The organism is Ferribacterium limneticum (genome assembly GCF_020510625.1).
GTDB lineage: Bacteria > Pseudomonadota > Gammaproteobacteria > Burkholderiales > Rhodocyclaceae > Azonexus > Azonexus limneticus_A.
This window is the reverse complement of record NZ_CP075191.1, coordinates 3,630,664-3,653,449: the sequence shown is the minus strand read 5'-3', so window position 1 is coordinate 3,653,449 and position 22,786 is coordinate 3,630,664. Positions and strand designations below refer to the sequence as shown.

Sequence of the window (22,786 nt, the reverse complement as noted above, 5' to 3'; positions counted from 1 at the left end):
AATCCAACTGCCAAGGCCGAGACGGTTAGATGCCATCTTCAAGCCTTCAATATGGTTATAGCCCTGATTTTCAGAAAAAATGCCGCAGCAACAAATAGTTGCAATTGGCACAAGAAATATTAGACAAATCTGAATTAGACCGTCTACACTTGTAAGTAATTTATTACTTACAAGTTGCCATGTCGTCTAATCCGCGCCAATCCACTGAGTCTCGCCAGACCGAAATCATCGCGACCATGATTCGCTTGTCGGCTGAGCGTTGCCCCGCCGATATCACGACCACGGACATCGCCAAAGCCATGAGCCTGACTCAGGGAGCGCTTTTTCGGCACTTCGCCAGCAAGGAAGCCATCCGTCTGGCCGTAGTCGAATGGATAGAAGTGCATTTGATGCTCGAACTCCTGGCCGCCAGGGACCGCTCTCCTGACGCGCTGGCTGCCCTCAAGGCCATGTTCATGGCCCATGTCGGCTTCGCCAAAGCATACCCCGGGGCCCCTCGCCTCATCTTTGGCGAGCTACAGCAACCCGCCGAGTCCCCGGTCAAGCAACGGGTTCAGCAAATCATGCAGCGCTACCGGCAGAACTTGTCTCAAACCCTGGCCTCGGCCATGGAGGCCAAGCTGATTCGCGCCGATGTCGATTGCCCATCGGCGGCCGCCTTGTTCCTTGGAGCGATCCAGGGCTTGGTCATCCAAGCCATGCTCAGTGGAAGCACTGAGCAGATGGAGCAACAGGCAGTCGGTGTCCTGAACCTTTATCTGGCCGGACTCGGAGCCAAGCCATGAAAAAGCTCGATAGCCTTCTCAGTCGCAAGTTTGGTCTGCTTGTTTTTGCCGTGCTGCTTCTGCTTGGCTTCGGTTTTGTCGTCGCCCGGTCTGGCCCGCTGGCGCCTACCAAGGTCACCATCACTCGGGTTGAAAGCGGCAACCTGTCATCGTCGCTGTTCGGCATTGGCACTGTTGAAGCGCGGCGCAGCTATTTCATTGGCCCCACGGCGGCGGGTCGCGTCAAGGCAGTCCATGTCGATGTGGGTGAGCGCGTCAAGGCTGGACAGTTGCTGGCAGAGATCGACCCGGTCGACCTGGATGAACGGCTTCGTTCGCTCGACGCCGCGTCCGCCCGGGCATCCAGCGCGGTTTCGGCGGCCGAGGCACAGCGCAAGGATGTGCTGGCCCGCCAGGCGGTAGCCGGTTTGAATGCCAGGCGCTACCGCGACCTCGGCGATAAACATTTTGTCAGCCCCAGCGCCGTCGAGAGCAAGCAGCAAGAATTGACTTCCGCCCAGGCCGCCGTCGATGCGAGCGAGGCCAATCTGCAAAGCGCCCGCCAGGAGCTCGTTCGCCTGAAGGCGGATCAGGATGGCTTACGCCAGCAAAGGAACAACCTGCGCCTGGTCGCACCGATTGACGGTGTGGTGACCAGTCGTGATGCTGAAGCGGGCTCGACGGTTATTGCCGGCCAGTCGGTGGTCAAATTGGTCGAGCCCGCCAGTCTCTGGGTCAAGGTTCGACTGGATCAGGGGCGCTCCCGCGGCTTGGCGGTGGCGCAAATCGCCAGCATTGCCCTGCGCAGCAATCCGGGAGTGCCGTTAGCCGGCAAGGTGGTCCGGATCGAACCGCTCAGTGACGGCGTGACCGAAGAGCGCATCGCCCTGGTCTCCTTTGACCAGATTCCTGCGGGCCTCAGCATTGGTGAAATGGCCGAGGTGACGGTGCAAACGGTCGCCAATCAATCGGGCCTGACCTTGCCCAATGCAGCCATCAAACAGACCTCCCAGGGCACCGGCGTCTGGCTGCTGCGCGATGGCAAGCCGGCCTTTGTTGCGGTCAAACTCGGCAGCAGCAGTCTGGATGGCTTGGTACAGGTGGTGGCGGGGATTGCTGCCGGTGACGAAATCATCGTGCACAGTGAGCGCGAGTTGTCTGAAGGCGGGCGCGTTAAAGTCGTCGACCAACTGGTGGGACAACGCAAGTGATCAGTCTGGCCGGGCGCGACATCCTGCATTCCTGGTCGAAGTTCGTGCTGACCGGAATCGGCCTCGGCTTGCTGATTGGGGTCACCCTGACCATGGCCGGGGTGTATCGCGGCATGGTCGATGATGCCAAGGCACTGCTCAATAACAGCGGTGCAGACTTGTGGGTCGTGCAGCAGGACACGCAAGGGCCGTATGCCGAATCGTCGAGCCTCCATGACGACGTGTACCGTTCTTTGCTCGGCCTGCCCGGCGTGGCCCGTGCCGCCAACGTGACGTACCTGACCATGCAGGTGCGCTTGGACAATACCGATGTGCGGGCCATGGTCGTCGGCTTCGAACCCGGGCAACCCGGAGAGCCGGGATACTTGGTGGCTGGCCGCCACATCACCCGTAACCATTACGAGGCCGTCGCCGACGTCAAAGCCGGATTCCAGTTGGGCGATAGCATTCGAATTCGTCGGCACGACTATCGGGTCGTCGGCCTGACCAAACGCATGGTTTCGTCCGGCGGCGACCCCATGGTCTTCATTCCGCTGAAGGATGCCCAGGAGGCTCAGTTCCTGAAGGACAACGATGCCATCCTCAATGAGCGGGCAAGAACAGCGGCCAACCCGACGCTGAATCGTCCAGGGGTTCCCGGGCTGCTCGAAGCCATCCAGGCATCGCAGAATGCGAATCGAAACGTCAATGCAGTGCTGGTCCAGCTTTCACCGGGTAGCCAGCCCGACACGGTGGCGAATGAAGTCAGGCGCTGGAAGCACCTGCAGGCGTTCACCCGGGTTCAAATGGAAGAGATTCTGGTCGCCAAGCTGATTGCCACCTCGGCCAGGCAAATTGCGATGTTTCTGGTCATTCTCGCGGTGGTCAGTGCGGCCATCGTTGCCTTCATCATTTACACGATGACCCTGGGCAAGATTCGCGAGATTGCCGTGTTGAAACTGATCGGCACGCGCAACCGGACCATTGCCGGCATGATTCTTCAGCAGGCCCTGGGTCTCGGATTCATCGGCTTTCTGGTCGGCAAGGTTTCGGCCACCGTATGGGCGCCTTTCTTCCCGAAGTATGTTCTGCTCGAGCCCGGCGATGCCGCGCGCGGGTTTGTCGTCGTGATGGTCATTTGTGCACTGGCCAGCACGCTGGCGATTCGGGCCGCCTTGCGCGTTGATCCGGCTACGGCCATTGGAGGTTGAGATGGACGGCTTCGGGATTCATATCGAAGGCTTGAGCAAGCGCTACGGCGAAGGCGATACCGCAGTCGACGCCTTGAAGGACGTGAACATGACCGTCGCCCCCGGGGAGGTGGTTGGCTTGATTGGCCCCTCCGGCTCCGGGAAAAGCACGTTGTTGAAGTGCCTGGGGGCGGTGATTGAGCCGACTACCGGCAAAATGACGCTAGGCGACGAGGTCATCTACGACAATGGCTGGAAGATTCCGGACCTGAGAGCCTTGCGGCGTGACCGGATTGGCTTCGTATTTCAGGCGCCCTATCTGATTCCATTTCTCGATGTCACCGACAACGTGGCCCTGCTGCCGATGCTGGCGGGTAGGCCAAATGTGGAAGCCAGGAAACGGGCGCTCGAATTGCTTGAAGCGCTGGACGTAGGGCATCGCGCCAAGGCCCAGCCGTCACAACTGTCGGGCGGGGAACAGCAACGCATCGCCATTGCCCGGGCCTTGGCCAACCAGCCGCCCGTTATTCTGGCCGATGAGCCAACCGCGCCTTTGGATAGCGAACGCGCCTTGAGTGTCGTGCGCATCCTCAACCAGATGGCGCAGCAGTTCAATACGGCCATCATCGTGGTGACGCACGACGAGAAAATCATCCCGACTTTCAAGCGGATTTACCATATCAGGGATGGCAAAACCTACGAGGAAGCCGGCCAGGCGCTAGGCTGATTTCGCTGAGGCCGACGTTTTTCTTTGCACCTGGACTGTCGTTGGCAGTAGATTTGGCGCTCACCGGCTTGATTGGAGGGGCTTCAAAAATGCGCTACCTGGCCAAGGCTGTACTTGTTTTTGCAGTGTTTTGTGCCACCCATGTTGATGCGGAGCCTGTTGCCCTTGGCCTGCGACTTCAGGAGGGGGCCACCTACCAGTGGCTTTCGGTCAACGAGAGAGCAAGCGAGTCATCAACGGGAAAGCAGGCTTCCAGGTCGATTACGCCGCTATCGCTCACGGTTCTCAAGGCAACGAAGGAGGCTTTCCTGGTGGAGCTGCGATATGGCAAGAGCGAACTGTCGATGTCGGCCGAGAGGCCCGAGGTTCAGCGCTTCCTGAACGATGCCCAGGAAATCGTCCAGTCGCTCAAATTCAGGGTCGTCATCGATAAGCAGGGGCAGATTCAGGATCTGCAAAACTTCGAAGAGGTTCAGGCGGCAGTCAGAAAGCTCATCGACCAGCTCGCGAATTCCCTCAAGGATGGCCTGCCCGAGCAGGCAAAAAGCCAGTTGCAGGGAATGTTCAGTTCCAGGCAGGTCATTGTGGGCGTGTTGCTCAAGGACGTACCGCTGCTGTTCGTCGGGGCTGGCGCAGACCCGAATGCCCGCACGCCTGTCCGGTTCGACTCGGAAATGTCCAACCCCTTTGGCGGTGAACCATTCAAGGCCACTGGTGTAACCACCATTTCAAGCTTGCCTGGCAGTCCAAATGCCTTCCAGCTGGAAACCCGACAGTCGGTTAAAGCCGAATCAGTTGCTCAGCTGATTTCCCAAATGGCGCAAGGCAAGATGAGCAAAATTGACGAAGAGAACATGCGGAAGCAGTTGAGCGGATTGAACATCCAGGACCACCTGAGTGCAAGCATAGACCTGAATACCGGGCTATCCAGCAAGGTCCGCTTTGTCAGAACGACGAGCTTGCAAGACAAAAAACGGATCGATGCCAGGGAATTCTCGCTGGTTCAGTAGGTGGCGGGACCGAACGCTGAAATCCGTTCCCGACAGGTTTGCTTGTCTGATTGCATTTTTATTTCAGTGTGAGTTACTTCACTGACGGATTCTGCATGATCCCTTAAATTGAAGTTGGCCGGAATGCGTCGATTCCGGGGCGAATTCAAGGACGAGGTGCGTGATGGTTGTGCAAAACGAGAAACGCTCGGGCGATGATCGCCGTGACTGCGAAGTGGGGCCGCCCAATGGCTGGCGGGAGCGCCGGAAGTCGGTGGAAAGGCGTGTGCCGGAGGTTCAGGAAATTCCGTTTTCCGAGTGGCTGGCCAGCCTTCCCTCGCACGAATTGAGCGATCAGAAGTAGCAGCCATCGCTGCGCCAAACGAAAAAGGCCTCGCTGGGTAGCGAGGCCTTTTTGCTGGGTGCGCCCGGCAAAGCGCACTTACTTGGATTTCTGCTTAGTCTTCCCGCTCGTACACCACATCGGCACGACGGTTTTCCGACCAGGAGGTTTCGTCGTGGCCGGCGAGCTTCGGGCGTGCTTCGCCGAGTGTCTTGATATTGATCTGCTTTTCAGCGGCTCCGTTGTTGAGCATGGTGGAGCGCACGTTTTCGGCGCGCTTCAGGCCCAGGCGACGGTTGTAGTCTGCACTGCCCCGTTCGTCGGCATTGCCTTCGATCCGGACGCGCGCGTTCGGATGTTCGGCCAGGTAGCGGGCATGGGCACGCAGGGCCGGATCGTGATCGGCCTTGATGTCGGCGCTGTTCAGGTCGAAATAGATGCTGCGCTGGGTGCGCAAGCCGACCGGGTCCATCTTGATCGCGGATTCTGCGGTACCCGCGGTCGAGGTCGTTGTTGCGGTACGAACCTCCTGTTGCAGCTCCGGTGGCACTGGCTGGCCGAGCAGGCCGGGATGAACCTTGAGCGGGCCGCTTTGCGAGATGTGCTTGCTCGGCGGGATGTCGCCTTTCGAGGCGCAGGCGGCGAGCAAGGTGGAAAGCAGGAGTGTGGCAGGCAGGGAGGCGCGCATCGTTTAGTTTTTGGCTGCGTGGTGAATGTTCAATGATAGCCCCTGGCGTGGCTGACGAATAGTGCCCCGCGGCTGTTCGCCGGATGTTCCGGTACGAAGAGTGTAGAAACGGATATAAACAAATTCAAAATTCGTCTTTGTGGTTATAAACGGGTCGGATAGATTCGCCTCCATCGCATAGGGAGTTTAACCATGACCCAGTTCCGCAAATCAATCGCTGCCGTCCTGCTCAGCCTGGTGGCTGGCGCCGCTCTGGCTGATTCCACCCTGCTCAACGCCTCTTATGATGTGGCGCGTGACGTCTATAAGGATTTCAATCCGCTGTTCCAGAAATACTGGAAGGCCAAGGCGGGTGAGAGCGTCGAGCTGAAGCAGTCGCACGCCGGCTCGACCAAGCAGGTGCGTGCCGTGGCCGACGGTCTGGAAGCCGATGTGGTGACCATGAACCAGGCCAACGACATCGAGTTCCTGGCTGAAAAGGGCCTGGTCGCCAAGGATTGGGCCAAGAAACTCCCGAACAACGCCTCGCCCTACACCTCGACGATGGTCTTCATCGTCCGCAAGGGCAATCCGAAGGCAATCAAGGACTGGAACGATATCGCTGCGCCGGGCGTCCAGATGATCATTCCCCACCCGAAAAACACCGGCAACGGCCGCAACACCTACCTGTCGGCCTGGGCCTGGGCGCTCAAGCAGCCGGGCGGCAATGATGCCAAGGCGCAGGAATTCCTCGGCAAACTGCTGAAGAATGCCCCGCTGTTCGCCGCCGGTGGCCGCGACGCGACGACGACTTTCATGCAGCGCAAGATGGGCGATGTGCTGATCACTTTCGAATCCGAAGCCGAGATGATCGCCAAGGAATTCGGCAAGGGCGAATTTGAAGTGGTGTACCCGAGCCTGACCATGCAGACCGAGTTCCCGGTGGCACTGGTCGAGAAGGTGGTAGACAAGAAGGGCACCCGCAAGCAGGCGCAGGCCTATCTGGAGTACCTGTGGTCCAAGGAAGGCCAGGAGAACGCTGCCCAGAACTACCTGCGGCCGCGTGATGCCGAGCTGCTCAAGAAGTACGCTGCCTTCTTCCCGCCGGTGAAGACCTTTACCGTCGATGAAGTTTTCGGAGGCGCCAACAAGGCTTTCGCTGCCCACTTCAAGGATGGCGGCAGTTTCGACCAGATTTACCAAAGCAAGTAAATGGCGGCTAAAACTCACCGTGTGTTGCCTGGCTTCGGTCTGGCGCTGGGCTACACACTGGTCTATCTCTCGATCCTGATCCTGCTGCCCTTGGGCGGCATGGTCCTCAAGGCTTCCGAACTCGGCTTCGGGCAGATCATCGACATCGCCCTTGGTGAGCGCTCGTTGGCGGCCTTTCGCGTCACCTTCGGCGCTTCGTTTCTGGCCGCCGCGATCAACGCTTTCTTCGGTCTGATCGTGGCCTGGATACTCGTGCGCTACCCGTTCCCGGGCAAGCGATTTGTCGATGCGCTGGTCGATCTGCCCTTTGCCCTGCCGACGGCGGTGGCCGGTATCACGCTGGCCACCTTGTATGCCGGCAACGGCTGGCTCGGCCAGTATCTTGAGCCGCTGGGCATCAAGGTCGCCTATACGCCGCTCGGTATCGTCGTGGCGCTGACTTTCATCACGCTGCCTTTCGTCGTTCGCACCCTGCAGCCGGTGATCGAGGATATCGAAACCGAGGTCGAGGAGGCCGCGGCTTCGCTTGGCGCGTCGCGCTGGCAAACCTTCGTCAAGGTCATTTTTCCGGCCATCTTTCCGGCGCTGCTGACCGGCTTCGCGCTGGCCTTTGCCCGCGCTGTCGGCGAATACGGCTCGGTGATCTTCATCGCCGGCAACCTGCCGCTGATTTCGGAAATCACGCCGCTGTTGATCATTTCCAAGCTGGAACAGTACGACGTGCTCGGCGCAACGGCGCTGGCCGTGGTCATGCTGGCCCTGTCCTTCATCCTGCTGCTGGCGGTCAATGTGCTGCAATGGTGGGCGGCCAATCGCCACAAGAACAGCGAGCCGCTTGAAGTGACTGCGGCCAAGGCGAGCGGAGGTACGCAATGAAATCGACTCGGGCAACGCAGGAGCCGCGCTGGGTTCGCTACTCGCTGCTGACCGTTGGCCTTGGCTTCCTGTTCTTTTTCCTCGGCCTGCCGCTGGTGGCGGTTTTCGTCGAGGCTCTGGCCCAGGGCGTACCGATCTATGTCGAGGCGCTGAAGGAGCCGGAAACCCGCTCGGCGATCTGGTTGACTGTGGTCATCGCGCTGGCCGTCTTGCCGTTCAATATCGTTTTCGGCGTGGCGGCGGCCTGGGCGATTGCCAAGTTTGATTTCAGGGGCAAGAGCCTGCTGATTACGCTGATCGACCTGCCGTTTGCCGTATCCCCTGTCGTTGCCGGCCTGATCTTCATTTTGCTGTTCGGCGCCCAAGGGACATTTGGCCCGTGGCTTTCGGAACACGACTTGAAGATCATCTTCGCCGTGCCGGGCATGATCCTCGCGACCATGTTCATCACCTTTCCCTTCATCGCCCGCGAACTGATCCCGCTGATGCAGTCGCAGGGCAAGGACGAGGAAGAGGCAGCGGTGTCGCTCGGCGCCTCCGGCTGGCAGATGTTCTGGCGCGTCACGCTACCCAACATCAAGTGGGGCCTGCTCTACGGCGTGATCCTGTCGAATGCCCGGGCGATGGGCGAGTTCGGCGCGGTGTCGGTGGTTTCCGGCCATATCCGCGGCGAAACCAACACGCTGCCGCTGCACGTCGAAATCCTCTACAACGAATACAACGCCATCGGCGCCTTCGCCGCCGCTTCCATCCTTGCCTTGCTGGCGCTCGTCACGCTGGTGGCCAAGACCATTGTCGAATGGCGGATGAAAAAAGAAACCGAAATGCTGAACACCGTCCTCGCCCCAGAGAAAACCTGATGAGTATCGAAATCCGCAACATCTCCAAGCGCTTCGGCAATTTCGTCGCGCTCGACAACATCAATCTCGATATCCCGACCGGTGAACTGGTCGCCCTGCTCGGTCCTTCCGGCTGCGGCAAGACGACCTTGCTGCGCATCATTGCCGGCATGGAAACCGCTGACCAAGGGGAAATCCTCTTTTCCGGCGCCGAGGCGACCCACCTGCACGCCCGCGATCGCAATGTCGGCTTCGTCTTCCAGCACTACGCGCTGTTCCGCCACATGACGGTGTTCGAAAATGTCGCCTTCGGCCTGCGCGTCAAGCCGCGCAAGGAACGGCCGTCTGACGCCGACATCAAGCGCCGGGTCATGGAACTGCTCGGTCTGGTCCAACTGGATTGGCTGGCTGATCGCTATCCGTCGCAACTGTCCGGCGGTCAGCGCCAGCGCATCGCCTTGGCCCGCGCCCTGGCCGTCGAACCGAAAGTGCTGCTGCTCGATGAGCCGTTTGGCGCCCTCGACACCAAGGTGCGCAAGGAACTGCGCCGCTGGCTGCGCCGCCTGCATGACGAGATGCACATTTCCAGCGTCTTCGTGACGCACGACCAAGAGGAGGCGCTGGAAGTGGCTGACCGTGTCGTCGTGATGAACCACGGCAGGATCGAGCAGATCGGCTCGCCGGACGAGGTCTACTCCAGCCCGGCTTCGCCTTTCGTTTACCAGTTCCTGGGCAATGTGAATGTCTTTCACAGCCGGCAGCAGGGCGCGTATGCCGAGGTCGAACGTGGTGAAGCCACTGAAAAGGCGACCGCCTTTGTCCGACCGCACGATATCGACATCAGCCACCAGCCGAGCGAAGAGGGCTTGCAGGCGACCGTGCAGCACGTGCACCCGATTGGCCCGGTGGTCCGTATCGAACTGCTGCACGGTAGCGAGATCGTCGAAGTCGAACTGTCGCGCGAACGGCACGAGTCGCTGCAACTGGCGGTTGGCCAGGCCGTGTGGTTCAGGCCGCGCCAGATGAAAGTATTCGGTGCCGACGCCCTGCCGCGCTCGACGCCGGAAAAGCAGGCGTTTTTGTTCTGATCCAGAGCAATCTGGGCGGCCGGGGGCGGATGTTATAATCAGCCCCCGTTTCGTTTGCGCCAGCCCAATCCGGTGATTTTTACCCTCGGCATCAACCATCATTCCGCACCGCTCGCCATTCGTGAGCGCGTGGCTTTTGGCGCCGACAAATTGGGGCATGCGCTGGCCGATCTGACGCGTGACCGGCCGGTGCGCGAGGTGGCGATCCTGTCTACCTGCAACCGCACCGAGATCTACTGCGCCGCCGAATCGCCGGAAGTGGTGATCGACTGGTTGGCTCATTACCATCAGGTCGGGCGCGAGGAACTGGCCCCCTACGTCTATACCCACGACCAGCCGGAGGCCATTCGTCACGCCTTCCGCGTCGCCAGCGGCCTCGATTCGATGGTCATTGGCGAACCGCAGATTCTCGGCCAGATGAAGGATGCGGTTCGGGCTGCCGAAGAAAACGGCACGCTCGGCACGCAGTTGCACAAGCTTTTCCAGCGTTCCTTCTCGGTCGCCAAGGAAGTGCGCAGCACGACGGCGATCGGCGCCAATATCGTTTCGATGGCCGCCGCCGGCGTCCATCTGGCCGAGCGCATCTTCGAGTCGATTGCCGGGCAGCGCATCCTGTTCATCGGCGCCGGCGAAATGATCGAGTTGTGCGCCGCGCATTTCTGCGCCGGCAAGCCAAAGCAGGTCACCATTGCCAACCGCACTTTGGAACGCGGCCGGGCGCTGGCCGAGCAGTATGGCGGCACGGCCATTCGCCTCGACGAACTGGGCGAGCATCTGGCCCAGCACGACATCGTTGTTTCCTGTACCGCCAGCCCCTTGCCGATCATCGGCCTCGGCATGGTCGAACGGGCAATCAAGGTACGCCGTCACCGGCCGATGTTCATGGTTGACCTCGCCGTCCCACGCGATATCGAAGAGGAAGTCGGCAAACTTGACGATGTCTTCCTCTACACCGTCGACGATCTGGCGCAGGTGGTGGAGAGCGGTCTGGAATCACGGCAGGCCGCGGTGGTCGAGGCCGAGGACATCATCGCCAACCGGGTTAAGGATTTCCTCGGCTGGCTGGAGTCGCGCGATACGGTGCCGGTTATCCGTTCCCTGCGCGATTCGGCCGAGCGCATGCGCCGCCACGAGATGGAGCATGCAATGAAGTTGCTGGCCAAGGGCGAGGCACCGGAAAAAGTGCTTGAACACCTGTCGCATCGCCTGACCAACAAGTTTTTGCATGCGCCGACGCAAACCCTGAATTCGGCCGAAGGCGGCGAACGTTCCGACCTGCAGGGCGCCGCGGCGCGGCTATTCCACCTGCACGCCGCCGACTAGGCGTTTCCGCTTAGACGCTTAATTCCTGCTTTTTGCGGCCAGCTGCAATGATCTGGTTGCGACCTTCCCGTTTGGCCTGGAGCAGCGCCTCATCGGCTGCCTCGATCAGCGAGCTGCCGGTCAGATAGCTGGGCACGCTGGCGACGCCGCAACTGAAACTGGCCCGCAAGGCACCCCGGCTATGGGCGTGCGGTAGTTGCGAGAAGTCGTGGCGAATGCGGTCGAGTAGGGTAATGGCCTGGCTGAGTTCGACGCCGTTCAGGGCGACGATGAATTCTTCGCCGCCGTAGCGCCCGATCAGATCGCTGTTGCGCAAACGGCCCCGCAACAGCCAGGCCAGGCTGCGGATGACCTGATCGCCGACCGGGTGGCCGTAGTTGTCGTTGATCAATTTGAAGCGGTCAATGTCAATCATCGCCACCGCCAAATGCCCGGCAGGCAGGGCGCGGCGCAACATCTGCCCCAGTTGTTCCTTGGATGCGGAGTGGTTGAGCAAGCCGGTCAGGCCGTCGTGGCGCCCGGAGCGCAGCATGTCGCGGTAGCGGTCGATCTTCGTCTTGACGACCGAGCCGAGGATGATCGGATTGGCCGGCTTGGTCAGGAACTGGTCGCCGCCCAGGCGTAAGGCTTCGACCTGCTGTGCAATGTCGGTTTCGCCGGAAAGGTAGATGACCGGCAGCGACTGGTATTCGGGAATCTGGCGCAGCGCCCGGGTGACCTCGACGCCGGTGCAGAAGGGCATGTACATGTCCATCAGGATGGCGTGCGGCCGGTATTCCGAGGTGGCCTGGAGCAGGGCGAGCGGCGTGTTGATGGCGCGGCTGTCGATGCCTTGCAGGTCCAGGGCGCGCTGGATATGGGCGACGGCGGTACGGGAGTCCTCGACGATCAGCACGCGGTGGGTTTCCTGCTCGCGGCTTTCGACCAGGTCGAGAATGCGCGACAGGATGTCGCTGAGTTTGATTTCGGCCGGGATGCAGACATTCGCCCCGGCTCGTTGCAAGCCGACGATGGCTTCCAGCGAGGATGGCACCGACAGACAGTAGAAATATGTGGTGACGAAACTGGCTTTCAAGCGCTGGAGGGCGGCGACAGCGCTTGGCGGATAGAGGCTGTTTTCCCGGTCGGGGATGAGGATTGCGGCCAGTGGCGGCTCGTCCATCTCGGGGGCATCGTCCCAGCCGGCGGTGCGGGCTTTGAAACCGTAAAACGAAAGCTGCTCGACCAGCGCCGCAGCCCACGGATGCTCCGGGCGGGAGACGATCAGGACCTTACGTTGACGAATCCATTGGTCGGGCTCGTTGTCTTCTTTGTCGGAGAGCCTTTTGGCGATGACGGCGGGCGTTTCATGGCGCTGCAGGACGCGGAGAATGGTGTTGAGCTGCTGGCTGATCGCGTCGGCATTCTCGTGGGTGACCGGGTGGGCGGCACTGTCGTTGAACAGGGCCAGCGCCCGGTGTTCCAGTTCTTCGCAGGCACTGGCCAGGCCGGGCAGGTTCTGCTGCCCGAGGCGTTCGGTCAGGCCGTTCAGCGACAGGGTGAATTCGATGAATTGATCGAAGTCACCGCTTTCGCGATAGCTCTGCCAGCGCAGCTCTAGGCTTTGGGCCAATGCAATGAAGGAATGGGAGACGGTCTGCATGAGATAGGCATTTTCAAGAGCGTGATTATCGGGCCTCGATTCCTTGCTGGCAATCTCCTCCCATCGCCGGCGAGTGGCGTTCTCGGGTACCATAACGCCCCCTTGATCCCTTTATTGTCTGGCCCGCCAAAATGAAATCGAGCATCCGCCAAAAACTGGAGTTGCTGGTTGATCGTCTCGATGAAATCGACCGCATGCTGTCGGCGCCGAGCACGGCCAACGACATGGATCAGTTCCGCAAACTATCACGCGAGCGGGCTGAGGTCGAGCCGGTGGTCGTCCAGTTCAATGCCTTCCGCCAGGCCGAAAATGATCTGGCCGAAGCCGAGGCCATGCTGGGCGACCCCGACATGCGCGAGTTCGCCGAGGAAGAGATGGCCAGCGCCAAGGCTCGCCTGCCGGAACTCGAAGTCGAACTGCAGAAGTTGCTGTTGCCGAAAGACCCCAACGACGAGCGCAGCGTGCTGCTGGAAATCCGTGCCGGCACCGGTGGCGACGAGTCGGCGCTGTTCGCTGGCGACCTCTTCCGCATGTATTCACGCTATGCCGAACGCCAGCGCTGGCAGGTCGAAGTCATGTCGGCCAACGAATCAGAATTGGGTGGCTATCGCGAAATCATCTGCCGGCTGGCCGGCAACGGCGCCTATTCCCGGCTGAAGTTCGAGTCCGGCGGCCACCGCGTCCAGCGCGTGCCGGAAACCGAGACCCAGGGCCGCATCCATACCTCGGCGTGCACCGTGGCGGTGATGCCCGAGGTCGATGAGGTCGAGGACGTCAATCTCAACCCGGCTGATCTGCGCATCGACACCTTCCGGGCTTCCGGTGCCGGCGGCCAGCACATCAACAAGACCGATTCGGCCGTGCGCATTACCCACCTGCCGACCGGCATCGTCGCCGAATGTCAGGATGGCCGTTCTCAGCACGCCAACAAGGCCTCGGCCATGAAGGTGCTGGCAGCGCGGATCAAGGACGTCCAGGTGCGCGCCCAGCAGGCACACATCTCCAGCACCCGCAAGAGTCTAATCGGCTCCGGCGACCGCTCCGAGCGCATTCGTACCTACAACTTCCCGCAGGGGCGGATCACCGACCACCGCATCAACCTGACGCTGTACAAAATTGCCGCAATCATGGACGGCGACATGGATGAACTGCTTGGCGCCTTGGCGGCCGAGCATCAGGCCGATCTGCTGGCGGAACTGGCCGAGCAGGGCTGATTCCTGTCGCTGTCCGCCGATTCCGGCGGTCCGTCGTGGCCACCCGATATTGAACACGCTTGCACAAGGCGACGATGCCTAGCTCGCACTTTGGCTTGAGGCGCTTAGTTTCCTTCGTCAGCCAATCCACGCTGTCTTAGCTGAAAAACCGCTTGAGCGCGATTCATTGCATCCAGCTTGCGAAAAATTCGGTACAGGTGATTGCGTACCGTTATCGGGCTGATGCAGAGGATGTGGCCGATTTCCGGGTTCGTCTTGCCAAGGCTCACCCAGTGCATGATTTCCTGTTCGCGGGAACTCAGGTCTTCAAGCTTTTGAAGGCGCCCTGTTGCCTGCGTTTCCGCGACTTCCTGGTTCTCGGGCATCGTTCCCGTACTTGGCATGCTCGCCAAACGCTGCATCGGTAAATGTGACACGCGTCGGAACGCTACATCCACGAATGGCAGCAGGAGTTTCACCCAGTTGACCTCGAAGGGTTCCAATACCGGCGCATCTTTCAGGAAAACATACAGGCATTCCAGGTCACCTCGCTTGTCCTTGATGCCATGAACGATCGCCCAGCGCATCCTTGCCAGGCTGTTCGCGGCCGGGTTGGTCGCTGCCCCCGCTCCGTCGAACCTGAAAACACCTTCCCGCACAGCGAATGAGATCGGAACGCATCCGGTTTCTTCCCACGACTCAAATGTGTCAGCCAGAAACGGCAGGACAAGTTCAGTCGATACCTCGGTCGTTCTCAGGTTGGGCAATGGCGAGACGACGTCCAGGAGAATTTGGCCGGATACAAAATCGCCCCAGGCAGCAATCAGCACGTCATGGGGCACAAGTTCCTGAACGCCGCCATGCATCCACCGGAAGAGCTCCTGATGAGACTGGATGGCAAGCGATTTGTGGATGATCTCCAGCAACCCAACGGGTTGGTGCATGAGTCTTCTATCCCTGGTAACCCCTCTGAAGCCCTCTTGATGAATTGAAGATGGAATGTTGCCGACAATCGAGAGGGGGGTGCTCATGCGGCCTCGGCGAATATACGGACTGAGTTGGAGGCAGGCAATCAAGAATCATGCGGCATATCGTCGCAGTGCATCAAATAGGGTCGAATGAACCATATCTGGCATTGCACCCCCGGCGTAACTTCCGCATCTGAATGATCAGCAGGGTAAAAGAGCCCGCCAAAGACGGCATTTTCTGCTGGTAACTGGTTTATTCACAGGGAGAACTCAAATGATTCGCAAATCTGCCATTCCGTTGCTGCTCAAGGCCGCTGGTCTGCTGTCGCTGCTTGTTTCGGCAAGCGCAGCAAATGCATCGGTGACGAACTACAGCGTGACGCAAACCTTTAATCAGGTGGTGTACAACACCTCGCACCCGGACTGGGATACCGGGTTTTACGGCTCGTTCAGCTACGATGACGTGACGCAAACCGTTTCCAATCTGACCGGCAAGATCAATCAAGCCATGGACGGCGGACCCGGCATCAGTGCCTGGGTCACTCTCACCAACCAGTTGTCCTCGGTTGCCGTTGATACCAATGGCGACAGCGTCAACGACGGCCTGGTCGTTTCGGTGTTCAAGAACAACGACACCAACGTATTCAATCCGAATCACCCCAGCTACGCCTTGGGTTCTTTCTTCGGCGGCACCTTTGGCTCCAACGGCAAGATGGGCGCCGTCTATACCGCAGGTACCGAAAACGCCTTTGTCTCGGTCTTCGTCAATCTTGCTGACCCGACCGCAGCGCTGACTCAATCTCAGTTGAACTACATCGCCTACGGCGACTGCACACCGGCCGCTCTGATGCCGCGCACCGGCTCCGGCAACAAGTGCATGACCGGCTGGAACGGCTACAACTCCAGCGGCACCTTGATCCCGGGCGGCACCATGCAGGGCACGCTGCCTAACTCGCAAACCATTGCCGCAGTACCGGAGCCGGAATCCTACGCCATGCTCCTGGCTGGTCTGGGTCTGATGGGTGCAATGGTTCGCCGTCGCCGGTCGGTTTGACCACAGCGGCTAGCACTTCGTACGAGGCGCTGGCCGGTTTCATTGATGCGACAGGATGGCGATCATGAAATCCATTTCCTTGCTCTGCAGTGCCTTGGTGTTGCTAGGCGGCGCTTCGGTCGCCCAGGCGGCGACGAGTTCCTACAGCGTTACCACGACCTGGTACGAGCCCGAAACCCGGCCCTACGATTCGATCTTCATCGGCTCGTTTACCTACGACGACGCCACCAGGACATTGAGCAATCTCCAGGGCAGTCTCAGCGAGTCAATGAGCGGGGGCCTGCAAAGCGGCACGCCCATGACTTGGCTGACGCTGAGCCACCAACTGGTTTCCTGGTACGACGGCACGCTCGGCGGCACTTTTGCGGCGACGTTCAGGAATCCGACGACCACCACCTTCACAACCTCATTCGGCAGCGATACCTGGTTGCCCGGCGGGGAGGTCTTGTATGCGGGGTTCCCCTCGGCGATTGCCAACCCTGGCAATGCCTACGCGCTGATCTTCGTCCCGGACAATCCGCTGGCACAACTCACCCAAGCGCAGCTTGACAAGCTTGCCTACGCAGACTGCGCCCCCGGCGGCATGATGGGTGCGACCTGCATGACCGGCACCAGCATCGCCGGCTATGGCGCGCTCGGCACGATGAGCGGCTATCCGCTCTCGCAGAGCATCGCCGCCGTGCCAGAGCCCGAGTCCTCCGCCATGTTCCTTGCCGGCCTGGGGGTGATGGGCTGGATAGCTTTCCGCCGCAAGGCGTCTTAACAGACTTACTTTCTTTTTAGAGGATACTGCAATGAAAAAAGCTGTAATCGCAGCCGCACTGCTTGCAACATTTGCTGCCGTACCAGTAGCACAGGCCGCAACTGGCAATTACAACATCGTCACCACATGGTACGAGCCGGATACTCAACCGAAGAACAGCATCTTCACCGGATCGTTCTCTTTTGATGACGTCACCCATACGGTAACAAACCTGCAAGGCACCCTGACCGAGTCGATGACAGGAGAATGGCCGGCTCAAGGTGCCGCCCCGTATTATGATCAGACGCTGGTGCCGCTGACTTTCCAGCTTTACAGCTACCATGACGCAGCGCTGGGCGGCACCCTGGTTGCCACCTTTGCCAAGAATACGACCAACACGTTCATGGGCAATACCTGGACGCCGCAGGAAGGTATCGACGTTGGCGGCGTTTTTGCTGGGGGGCCAAGCATGAAAAACTACGCGAAATCGATTCAGAATTCTTACGCTTACGTTTTTATCCCCGACAGTCTTAGTGCAGCCAATACTGCCGGCAACCCGCTGGCGCTGACGTGGAATGAAAAAGCGGGTACGGGAAGTGCAGGCCTTTCTGCCACCGCCTATGCCGACTGCGCTCCGGGCGGGATGATGGGGGCTGTTTGTATGACAGCTACCTCTGCAAAATACTACGACGCTATCGGAACCATGAGCGGGGTGCCGCTTTCACAAATAATAACCGCAGCCGTTCCCGAGCCGGAGAGCTACGCCATGTTCATGGCCGGCTTGGGTCTCATGGGCTTCGTGGCACGCCGTCGTCGGCAAGTCTGAGGACCAGCGACATCGCTGGCTTTTGCAGTCAAATGGCGGAGTTCTGAACTCCGCCATTGTTCATTTTCGGTATCACGCAAATGACTCATCAATTCCCGGCCCGTTCCTGGGCGGTATTGTTTTCTGTATTTCCTTTGGTTGCGCTATCTCAGACGCCCAATCCCGCCTCGAACGGGGATGAGGCAACAACGACCCTGAGTACGGTCACCGTTGATGCCACGCGAATCGAGGATGCGCCACCTGGGGCGGTCCAACTCGAAAAACACAACTTGCCTGCGTGGCGCGCCAATACCAGCGACACGGCACGTCTTCTCGAGAATATTCCTGGCGTCAGCTCTTACGGTGCTGGCGGAATTTCCAGCCTGCCTGTCGTGCAAGGCCTCGCCGACGACCGCCTGCGTACTCAGGTGGATGGCATGGATTTGATGACAGCCTGCCCAAATCACATGAATCCGGCGATGTCTTTCATCGATCCGACGAGAGTGGCCAGCATCGAGGTATACGCCGGCATTGCCCCGGTCAGCGTCGGTGGAGACAGTATTGGTGGATCCATACTGGTTAAACCGGCCCCCCCCAAGTTCGCCAAAGCCGATGAAGGCTATATCGCCTCCGGAGAGCTTGGCGCTTTTTACCGGAGCAATGGCTACGCCAATGGGACAAACCTCAGCCTCATGCTGGCCTCCGAGACCCTGAGCCTGAACTACACGCGATCGGCAACCGAGTCTCACAACTACTGGGCAGCCGATAACTTCAAGAAACGCGGGGCCTGGAAGACCTTGGGCGAGCGGTCCATCCCGGACCATATCGTCGCGGCCAGCGAGTATCGCGGCTCGGAAAACGAAGACATAAGCTTGGCATGGCGGCCCATGCGCAACCATTTGTTCAAAATCGGCTACGGGGAGCAGCGACTCGACTACTCGGGATTCCCCAATCAGCGCATGGACATGATTTCGAGCGGGCCATCGGCCGATGATCCCTTGGATTACACCATCAACAAAGGTAAGCCATCCAATGTAAACCGGACGACGAACATAAGTTATGTCGGCCAATATGAATGGGGCGAACTTGAGGGGCGATATTTCCATCAGAACCTGCGCCATCATATGGATTACATTCAGGATCGCTTCGCCGGCATGTTGATGCCCATGGATACCGTAGCCACAACGGATGGGGGTTTGATCAAAGCCAGTATTGGCCTGTCTGAAATACACACCCTTCGCATCGGGAGCGATTTCCAGAAATACCGTCTGGATGACTGGTGGCCTCCGATCAACGCCGGTGTGTCGATGTGCTGCAATGATTTCTGGAACATTCGAGAGGGCGAACGCGACAGGGTCGGCTATTTTTCGGAATGGGAAGCGCGCTGGACACCTGCCTGGATGAGTTTGCTTGGCGTTCGCTACGATACCGTTCGTTCCGATGCCGGAGCGGCGCAGGGATACAGCAACAGCTATGCCGGGGATGCCAAGCGTTTCAATGCTCGGGAGCATGAGCGCCAGGACGAGCACTACGATGCCTCTGCTCTATTTCGATATACCCCGAATCTGCAACAGACCTATGACTTTGGTGTGGCACGGAAGACCCGGTCCCCCAATCTATACGAGCGTTACCCGTGGTCGTATAACAGCATGGCGGCGCTGATGAACAACTTTGTCGGTGACGGTAATGCCTATATCGGTAATCCCGACCTCAAGCAGGAAGTGGCTCATACGGTAAGCGCCACGGGCGACTGGCATGACGAGAATCAGGAGCGCTGGAATTTCAAGGCGACCGCCTATTTGACCTATGTCGAAGATTTTATCGACGCGGAACGATGCAAAAACAGCTTCAATTCACAATGCACCGTCACCAACGAGACCACTAGGGATGAATACGTCAAGCTTCGCTATATCAACCAGTCGGCACGGCTTTACGGTCTTGACCTGTCCGGTCGGCGCTTGCTCGGCCGCATCGAAGGGTTGGGGGGATTCAGCGTTTCCGGCATGGCGAGCTACGTCCGTGGCGAAAATCGGACTACCGGCGACAACCTCTATCACATCATGCCGCCCAATGTGAAACTGGCCTTGATCCACAAGCAGGGCGGTCTGACGACGACGTTTGAAACGCACATGGTCGCCAGCAAGACAAACACATCGCAGGTTCGAAACGAATCGGAAACGCCCGGCTACACCCTGTTCAATCTGCGGAGTAGTTACGAGTGGAAGCATGCCAGAATCGATGCAGCCATCGAGAACCTGTTTGACCGTTTCTATTATCTGCCGCTTGGCGGTGCTTATGTTGGCCAGGGCAATTCAATGACCATCAACGGCATTCCCTGGGGAATGACAGTGCCCGGACGCGGGCGATCATTCAATGTGGCGCTGAATCTATTCTTCTAACCACAGGCTTTGTCTTTTGGCCTTTCTCCCGGCGGCACAAGGCGCGGCATATCGTCGCACCCCCTTTTTCGGGGGGCGTTGCCGTTCGATAATATGTTTCATTATTGTTTCAGTTGGATTGGGCAATCATCAGGGGATTTCGGGGGGGAATTGCTCCCTATGGTTTATTGACCGATTTCCGATGGCTTTATAAAGCATGCATATGAGAGACTTTTCCGGCAATCCAGCTTTCATAAGCCGCCAAGCGCTTGGGAACATTCTCGTGGTGGACGAAGAACAAACTGCTCGGAGTCTGGTTGGGTGCCACCTCTTGCAAGGTGGATTCAGCGTCGATTTTGTTGAGAGCGCTGCGGTGGCTGAGTCGGCAATACGCCTGGCCTTGCCCGATCTACTGATCCTCGACTGCAAGCCTTTGGTTCAGTCTGGTTTGGGTTTGATCAGAAAGATACGTGGCGCAGTTCGGACTCGTGATATTCCAATTGTCATGCTTTCGGCTCGGGGCGCGGAACGCGACAAGGTCCTGGGACTGGATGCCGGGGCAGATGATTACATAACCAAGCCTTTTGGACATGGCGAACTGATGGCACGTATCAGGGCAGTCCTGCGAAGGCGGATGCCGCATATCGCCAGTGAGGCAATCAAGGTTGGTACGCTGACAATAAATCCGGCAACCTACCAGGTTTCGGCCGGAAGCAAGCCGATCAGCCTAGGGCCGACAGATTTCCGTCTGCTGACTTTTCTGATGTCGCATCCAGAGCGCATGTACACCCGTCGCCAATTGCTCGATGAAGTGTGGGGTGATCACGCGTATGTCAGCGAACGAACTGTCGATGTGCATATTCTAAAATTGCGCAGCGGATTGCGGGACTCCGGTAATCATTGTCGGGTCGAGACTGTTCGCGGTGGCGGCTATCGCTTTCGCGGGGAATGACGGGGCCTGTTTCCAGGTGCCCGGGGGCTGAAGCCAAACCGGTATAATCAGAAGGGCGGCTCTTTGGCTGCCCTTTTCATTTCTTTTGGAGTAGTGGTGCCGTCCATCGGGGCAAATTGGCGTAGAGGGCAAGCAATTTTGGCAGAAGCGGGTATAGAGTCCGCTCGCTTGGAAACGCGACTGATGCTCGAGCATGTCGGTGGTTATCGATATAACGATTTACTAATGCACCCAGAGAAGAGGCTGGAAGCCTCGGAACAGGAGCAGTTCGAATTGTTGTTGGGGCGTCGGGCGGCTGGCGAACCACTGGCCTATCTGGTCGGCGAAGCGGAGTTTCGCGGACGGGTCTTTCAGGTGTCGCCCGAAGTGCTGATCCCGCGGCCGGAAACCGAAGTACTGATCGAGTTGGCGCTGGAGAAGCTGCACGGATTGGTGGCCCCGACGGTTATCGATCTTGGTACCGGGTCGGGCATCGTTGCCATATCACTGGCGCTGGAATGCGCGGCAGCCAAAGTATCGGCACTGGATCTGTCGCCCGGTGCTCTGGCGGTGGCTAGCAACAATGCGGGCCGGCTGGGGGCGAAGATCGATTTTTACGAAGGTGACTGGTTTACGCCCTTGGCCGGGCGGCAGTTTGACATGATCGTTTCCAATCCGCCTTACGTGGCGGAAGGCGATCCGCATCTGGAACTGAATGGCCTGCCGCATGAGCCGCGGATGGCCTTGACTGACCAGGAGCTCGGCGGCGATGGTCTGGCCTGCATTCGCCGCATCGTCGCTGATGCAGCGGCGCATCTGAACCCCGGTGGCTGGCTGCTTTTCGAGCACGGCTACGATCAGGGTGAGGCGAGCCGGAACTTATTGACCGCGGCAGGGTTCAAAGCCGCATCCACTTTTCCCGACCTGGCCGGCATAGACCGTGTTTCAGGCGCCCATCTTTAAATCAGGAGAAATTATGTCCGACGTTCAGCAACGCATCCACGCCACCGTGACCGGAAACCCGGTCGTTCTTTACATGAAGGGCGATGCCCGCTTCCCGCAGTGCGGTTTTTCCGCCACCGCCGTGCAGATCCTGAAGGTCTGCGGCGTCAATGATTTCGTCACCGTCAACGTGCTGGCCGATGAGGAAGTCCGCAACGGCGTCAAGGAATACGCCAACTGGCCGACCATTCCGCAGCTCTACATCAAGGGCGAATTCGTCGGCGGCTGCGACATCATGAAAGAGATGTACCAGACCGGCGAGCTGCAGCAGATGCTGGAAGGCATTGCTGCCTGATTGTTCAGGCAGCAGAAACAAAAAACCCGGGGCTGGTCCCCGGGTTTTTTATTGCTCGTTTGGCCGATTCAAACTTCAGCGACCTGAAACTCGATGCTCGGGCCATCCATGACGATTTCCTTGACGGCGCAATGGGCGATGCTGTCGAGGATTTTGGCTTTTTGTTCAGTCGTGAAATGCTCGGGGAAGTGCACGTCGCTTTTGAATTTGGCCAGCGTCAGCGGACCGCCGGGGCCGGCGAAGGGCTTGCAGGCGATTTCGATGCCTTCGGCCGGGATGCCGAGTTCCTTGCAGGCTTTCTTGGCGTAAACCGCAGCACAGGCGGCGAGCGCGGCGTAGAAGGCTTCGAGCGGGTTCATCAGGGAGCCATTCACCGAATAATTGGCTTCGTGCTTGGCGCTGCTGACCTTGATGAGCGGCGTGTTGTCGACAACGGTTTTGTACATGCTGTTCTACCTGGTAGTTAATTATTAGTGGCGTTGATCAATCACCCGGATTAAATATCAACGTTCGCTTATATATTAAACCTCTAACTTGTTCGGCGCAAAAAAAGCCGCCGGGTTTAACC

General features: G+C 59.1%; 23 protein-coding genes. 19 read left to right on the top strand and 4 right to left on the bottom strand.

Features of this window, described 5'->3' with window-relative positions; genetic code table 11:
* The first annotated feature begins 179 nt into the window (after nt 1-179).
* From KI617_RS17525 to KI617_RS17500, 6 genes are all read left to right on the top strand, one after another.
* The gene (locus tag KI617_RS17525; protein ID WP_226448466.1) at nt 180-785 is read left to right on the top strand and encodes a TetR/AcrR family transcriptional regulator; all 606 of its coding nucleotides are present in this window, start codon (nt 180-182) and stop codon (nt 783-785) included.
* The gene (locus KI617_RS17520; protein WP_226448464.1) at nt 782-1,975 is read left to right on the top strand and encodes an efflux RND transporter periplasmic adaptor subunit; all 1,194 of its coding nucleotides are present in this window, start codon (nt 782-784) and stop codon (nt 1,973-1,975) included. The genes KI617_RS17525 and KI617_RS17520 overlap by 4 nt, the downstream gene beginning before the upstream one ends.
* Nucleotides 1,972-3,165, top strand: coding sequence for an ABC transporter permease (locus KI617_RS17515; RefSeq protein ID WP_226448462.1), 1,194 nt, complete (start codon nt 1,972-1,974; stop codon nt 3,163-3,165). Before KI617_RS17520 ends, KI617_RS17515 begins: the two co-directional genes overlap by 4 nt.
* Before the next feature lies 1 nt (nt 3,166).
* Entirely contained in the window at nt 3,167-3,871 is a 705-nt protein-coding gene (locus KI617_RS17510; protein WP_226448460.1) for an ABC transporter ATP-binding protein, read from the top strand.
* Between the two features lie 89 nt (nt 3,872-3,960).
* Nucleotides 3,961-4,881, top strand: a complete 921-nt coding sequence (locus KI617_RS17505) for a hypothetical protein (RefSeq protein WP_226448458.1) — start codon at nt 3,961-3,963, stop codon at nt 4,879-4,881.
* A gap of 160 nt (nt 4,882-5,041) precedes the next feature.
* Nucleotides 5,042-5,224, top strand: a complete 183-nt coding sequence (locus KI617_RS17500) for a hypothetical protein (RefSeq protein WP_226448456.1) — start codon at nt 5,042-5,044, stop codon at nt 5,222-5,224.
* Between the two features lie 94 nt (nt 5,225-5,318).
* On the opposite strand, the gene KI617_RS17495 is transcribed toward KI617_RS17500, so the two are convergent.
* The gene (locus tag KI617_RS17495) at nt 5,319-5,891 is read right to left on the bottom strand and encodes an OmpA family protein (protein ID WP_226448454.1); all 573 of its coding nucleotides are present in this window, start codon (nt 5,889-5,891) and stop codon (nt 5,319-5,321) included.
* 192 nt (nt 5,892-6,083) lie between these two features.
* On the opposite strand from KI617_RS17495, the gene KI617_RS17490 reads away from it, so the two are divergent.
* From KI617_RS17490 to hemA, 5 genes are all read left to right on the top strand, one after another.
* Nucleotides 6,084-7,082, top strand: coding sequence for a sulfate ABC transporter substrate-binding protein (locus KI617_RS17490; RefSeq protein WP_226448452.1), 999 nt, complete (start codon nt 6,084-6,086; stop codon nt 7,080-7,082).
* Nucleotides 7,083-7,958 carry a sulfate ABC transporter permease subunit CysT gene (cysT, locus tag KI617_RS17485; protein ID WP_226448450.1) on the top strand — a complete coding sequence of 292 codons (876 nt, stop codon included), beginning with the start codon at nt 7,083-7,085 and terminating at the stop codon, nt 7,956-7,958. It begins immediately after the preceding gene.
* Nucleotides 7,955-8,818 carry a sulfate ABC transporter permease subunit CysW gene (cysW, locus tag KI617_RS17480; RefSeq protein WP_226448448.1) on the top strand — a complete coding sequence of 288 codons (864 nt, stop codon included), beginning with the start codon at nt 7,955-7,957 and terminating at the stop codon, nt 8,816-8,818. The genes cysT and cysW overlap by 4 nt, the downstream gene beginning before the upstream one ends.
* Complete coding sequence (locus tag KI617_RS17475) at nt 8,818-9,885, top strand: sulfate/molybdate ABC transporter ATP-binding protein (protein WP_226448446.1); 1,068 nt, start codon at nt 8,818-8,820, stop codon at nt 9,883-9,885. Before cysW ends, KI617_RS17475 begins: the two co-directional genes overlap by 1 nt.
* 72 nt (nt 9,886-9,957) lie before the next feature.
* Entirely contained in the window at nt 9,958-11,208 is a 1,251-nt protein-coding gene (gene hemA, locus KI617_RS17470) for a glutamyl-tRNA reductase (protein WP_226448444.1), read from the top strand.
* 10 nt (nt 11,209-11,218) lie between these two features.
* On the opposite strand, the gene KI617_RS17465 is transcribed toward hemA, so the two are convergent.
* On the bottom strand, nt 11,219-12,850 hold the full coding sequence (locus KI617_RS17465) for a GGDEF domain-containing protein (protein ID WP_226448442.1): 1,632 nt from the start codon (nt 12,848-12,850) through the stop codon (nt 11,219-11,221).
* A 131-nt stretch (nt 12,851-12,981) separates the two neighbouring features.
* On the opposite strand from KI617_RS17465, the gene prfA reads away from it, so the two are divergent.
* Nucleotides 12,982-14,064: a peptide chain release factor 1 gene (gene prfA / locus KI617_RS17460; RefSeq protein ID WP_226448440.1), complete on the top strand. Its 1,083-nt coding sequence runs from the start codon at nt 12,982-12,984 to the stop codon at nt 14,062-14,064.
* A 104-nt stretch (nt 14,065-14,168) separates the two neighbouring features.
* On the opposite strand, the gene epsA is transcribed toward prfA, so the two are convergent.
* Nucleotides 14,169-15,074 (bottom strand): XrtB/PEP-CTERM-associated transcriptional regulator EpsA, encoded by a 906-nt coding sequence (gene epsA, locus KI617_RS17455; RefSeq protein ID WP_226448438.1) that lies wholly within the window; start codon nt 15,072-15,074, stop codon nt 14,169-14,171.
* Nucleotides 15,075-15,285: 211 nt separating this feature from the next.
* On the opposite strand from epsA, the gene KI617_RS17450 reads away from it, so the two are divergent.
* The 7 genes from KI617_RS17450 to grxD all read left to right on the top strand — a co-directional run bounded on the left by KI617_RS17450 (nt 15,286) and on the right by grxD (nt 22,218).
* On the top strand, nt 15,286-16,065 hold the full coding sequence (locus KI617_RS17450) for a PEP-CTERM sorting domain-containing protein (protein WP_226448436.1): 780 nt from the start codon (nt 15,286-15,288) through the stop codon (nt 16,063-16,065).
* Nucleotides 16,066-16,129: 64 nt separating this feature from the next.
* The gene (locus KI617_RS17445; protein WP_226448434.1) at nt 16,130-16,828 is read left to right on the top strand and encodes a PEP-CTERM sorting domain-containing protein; all 699 of its coding nucleotides are present in this window, start codon (nt 16,130-16,132) and stop codon (nt 16,826-16,828) included.
* A 31-nt stretch (nt 16,829-16,859) separates the two neighbouring features.
* Entirely contained in the window at nt 16,860-17,633 is a 774-nt protein-coding gene (locus tag KI617_RS17440; RefSeq protein WP_226448432.1) for a PEP-CTERM sorting domain-containing protein, read from the top strand.
* A gap of 80 nt (nt 17,634-17,713) precedes the next feature.
* Entirely contained in the window at nt 17,714-20,011 is a 2,298-nt protein-coding gene (locus KI617_RS17435; RefSeq protein WP_226448430.1) for a TonB-dependent receptor, read from the top strand.
* 196 nt (nt 20,012-20,207) lie between these two features.
* Complete coding sequence (locus tag KI617_RS17430) at nt 20,208-20,942, top strand: winged helix-turn-helix domain-containing protein (protein WP_226448428.1); 735 nt, start codon at nt 20,208-20,210, stop codon at nt 20,940-20,942.
* 93 nt (nt 20,943-21,035) lie between these two features.
* Entirely contained in the window at nt 21,036-21,884 is an 849-nt protein-coding gene (gene prmC / locus KI617_RS17425; RefSeq protein ID WP_319004148.1) for a peptide chain release factor N(5)-glutamine methyltransferase, read from the top strand.
* Between the two features lie 13 nt (nt 21,885-21,897).
* Nucleotides 21,898-22,218, top strand: coding sequence for a Grx4 family monothiol glutaredoxin (gene grxD, locus KI617_RS17420; protein WP_226448426.1), 321 nt, complete (start codon nt 21,898-21,900; stop codon nt 22,216-22,218).
* Between the two features lie 68 nt (nt 22,219-22,286).
* On the opposite strand, the gene KI617_RS17415 is transcribed toward grxD, so the two are convergent.
* The gene (locus KI617_RS17415) at nt 22,287-22,664 is read right to left on the bottom strand and encodes an OsmC family protein (RefSeq protein ID WP_226448424.1); all 378 of its coding nucleotides are present in this window, start codon (nt 22,662-22,664) and stop codon (nt 22,287-22,289) included.
* Nucleotides 22,665-22,786 lie beyond the last annotated feature (122 nt).

Coding starts and splice junctions, on each gene's coding strand:
- KI617_RS17490 (WP_226448452.1), top strand. CDS start 6,084: ATGACCCAGTTCCGCAAATCAATCGCTGCCGTCCTGCTCAGCCTGGTG.
- KI617_RS17495 (WP_226448454.1), bottom strand. CDS start 5,891: ATGCGCGCCTCCCTGCCTGCCACACTCCTGCTTTCCACCTTGCTCGCC.
- KI617_RS17445 (WP_226448434.1), top strand. CDS start 16,130: ATGAAATCCATTTCCTTGCTCTGCAGTGCCTTGGTGTTGCTAGGCGGC.
- KI617_RS17475 (WP_226448446.1), top strand. CDS start 8,818: ATGAGTATCGAAATCCGCAACATCTCCAAGCGCTTCGGCAATTTCGTC.
- prfA (WP_226448440.1), top strand. CDS start 12,982: ATGAAATCGAGCATCCGCCAAAAACTGGAGTTGCTGGTTGATCGTCTC.
- KI617_RS17510 (WP_226448460.1), top strand. CDS start 3,167: ATGGACGGCTTCGGGATTCATATCGAAGGCTTGAGCAAGCGCTACGGC.
- cysT (WP_226448450.1), top strand. CDS start 7,083: ATGGCGGCTAAAACTCACCGTGTGTTGCCTGGCTTCGGTCTGGCGCTG.
- cysW (WP_226448448.1), top strand. CDS start 7,955: ATGAAATCGACTCGGGCAACGCAGGAGCCGCGCTGGGTTCGCTACTCG.
- grxD (WP_226448426.1), top strand. CDS start 21,898: ATGTCCGACGTTCAGCAACGCATCCACGCCACCGTGACCGGAAACCCG.
- KI617_RS17525 (WP_226448466.1), top strand. CDS start 180: ATGTCGTCTAATCCGCGCCAATCCACTGAGTCTCGCCAGACCGAAATC.
- KI617_RS17435 (WP_226448430.1), top strand. CDS start 17,714: ATGACTCATCAATTCCCGGCCCGTTCCTGGGCGGTATTGTTTTCTGTA.
- KI617_RS17440 (WP_226448432.1), top strand. CDS start 16,860: ATGAAAAAAGCTGTAATCGCAGCCGCACTGCTTGCAACATTTGCTGCC.
- KI617_RS17415 (WP_226448424.1), bottom strand. CDS start 22,664: ATGTACAAAACCGTTGTCGACAACACGCCGCTCATCAAGGTCAGCAGC.
- KI617_RS17520 (WP_226448464.1), top strand. CDS start 782: ATGAAAAAGCTCGATAGCCTTCTCAGTCGCAAGTTTGGTCTGCTTGTT.
- KI617_RS17505 (WP_226448458.1), top strand. CDS start 3,961: ATGCGCTACCTGGCCAAGGCTGTACTTGTTTTTGCAGTGTTTTGTGCC.
- KI617_RS17430 (WP_226448428.1), top strand. CDS start 20,208: ATGCATATGAGAGACTTTTCCGGCAATCCAGCTTTCATAAGCCGCCAA.
- KI617_RS17450 (WP_226448436.1), top strand. CDS start 15,286: ATGATTCGCAAATCTGCCATTCCGTTGCTGCTCAAGGCCGCTGGTCTG.
- epsA (WP_226448438.1), bottom strand. CDS start 15,074: ATGAGCACCCCCCTCTCGATTGTCGGCAACATTCCATCTTCAATTCAT.
- KI617_RS17465 (WP_226448442.1), bottom strand. CDS start 12,850: ATGCAGACCGTCTCCCATTCCTTCATTGCATTGGCCCAAAGCCTAGAG.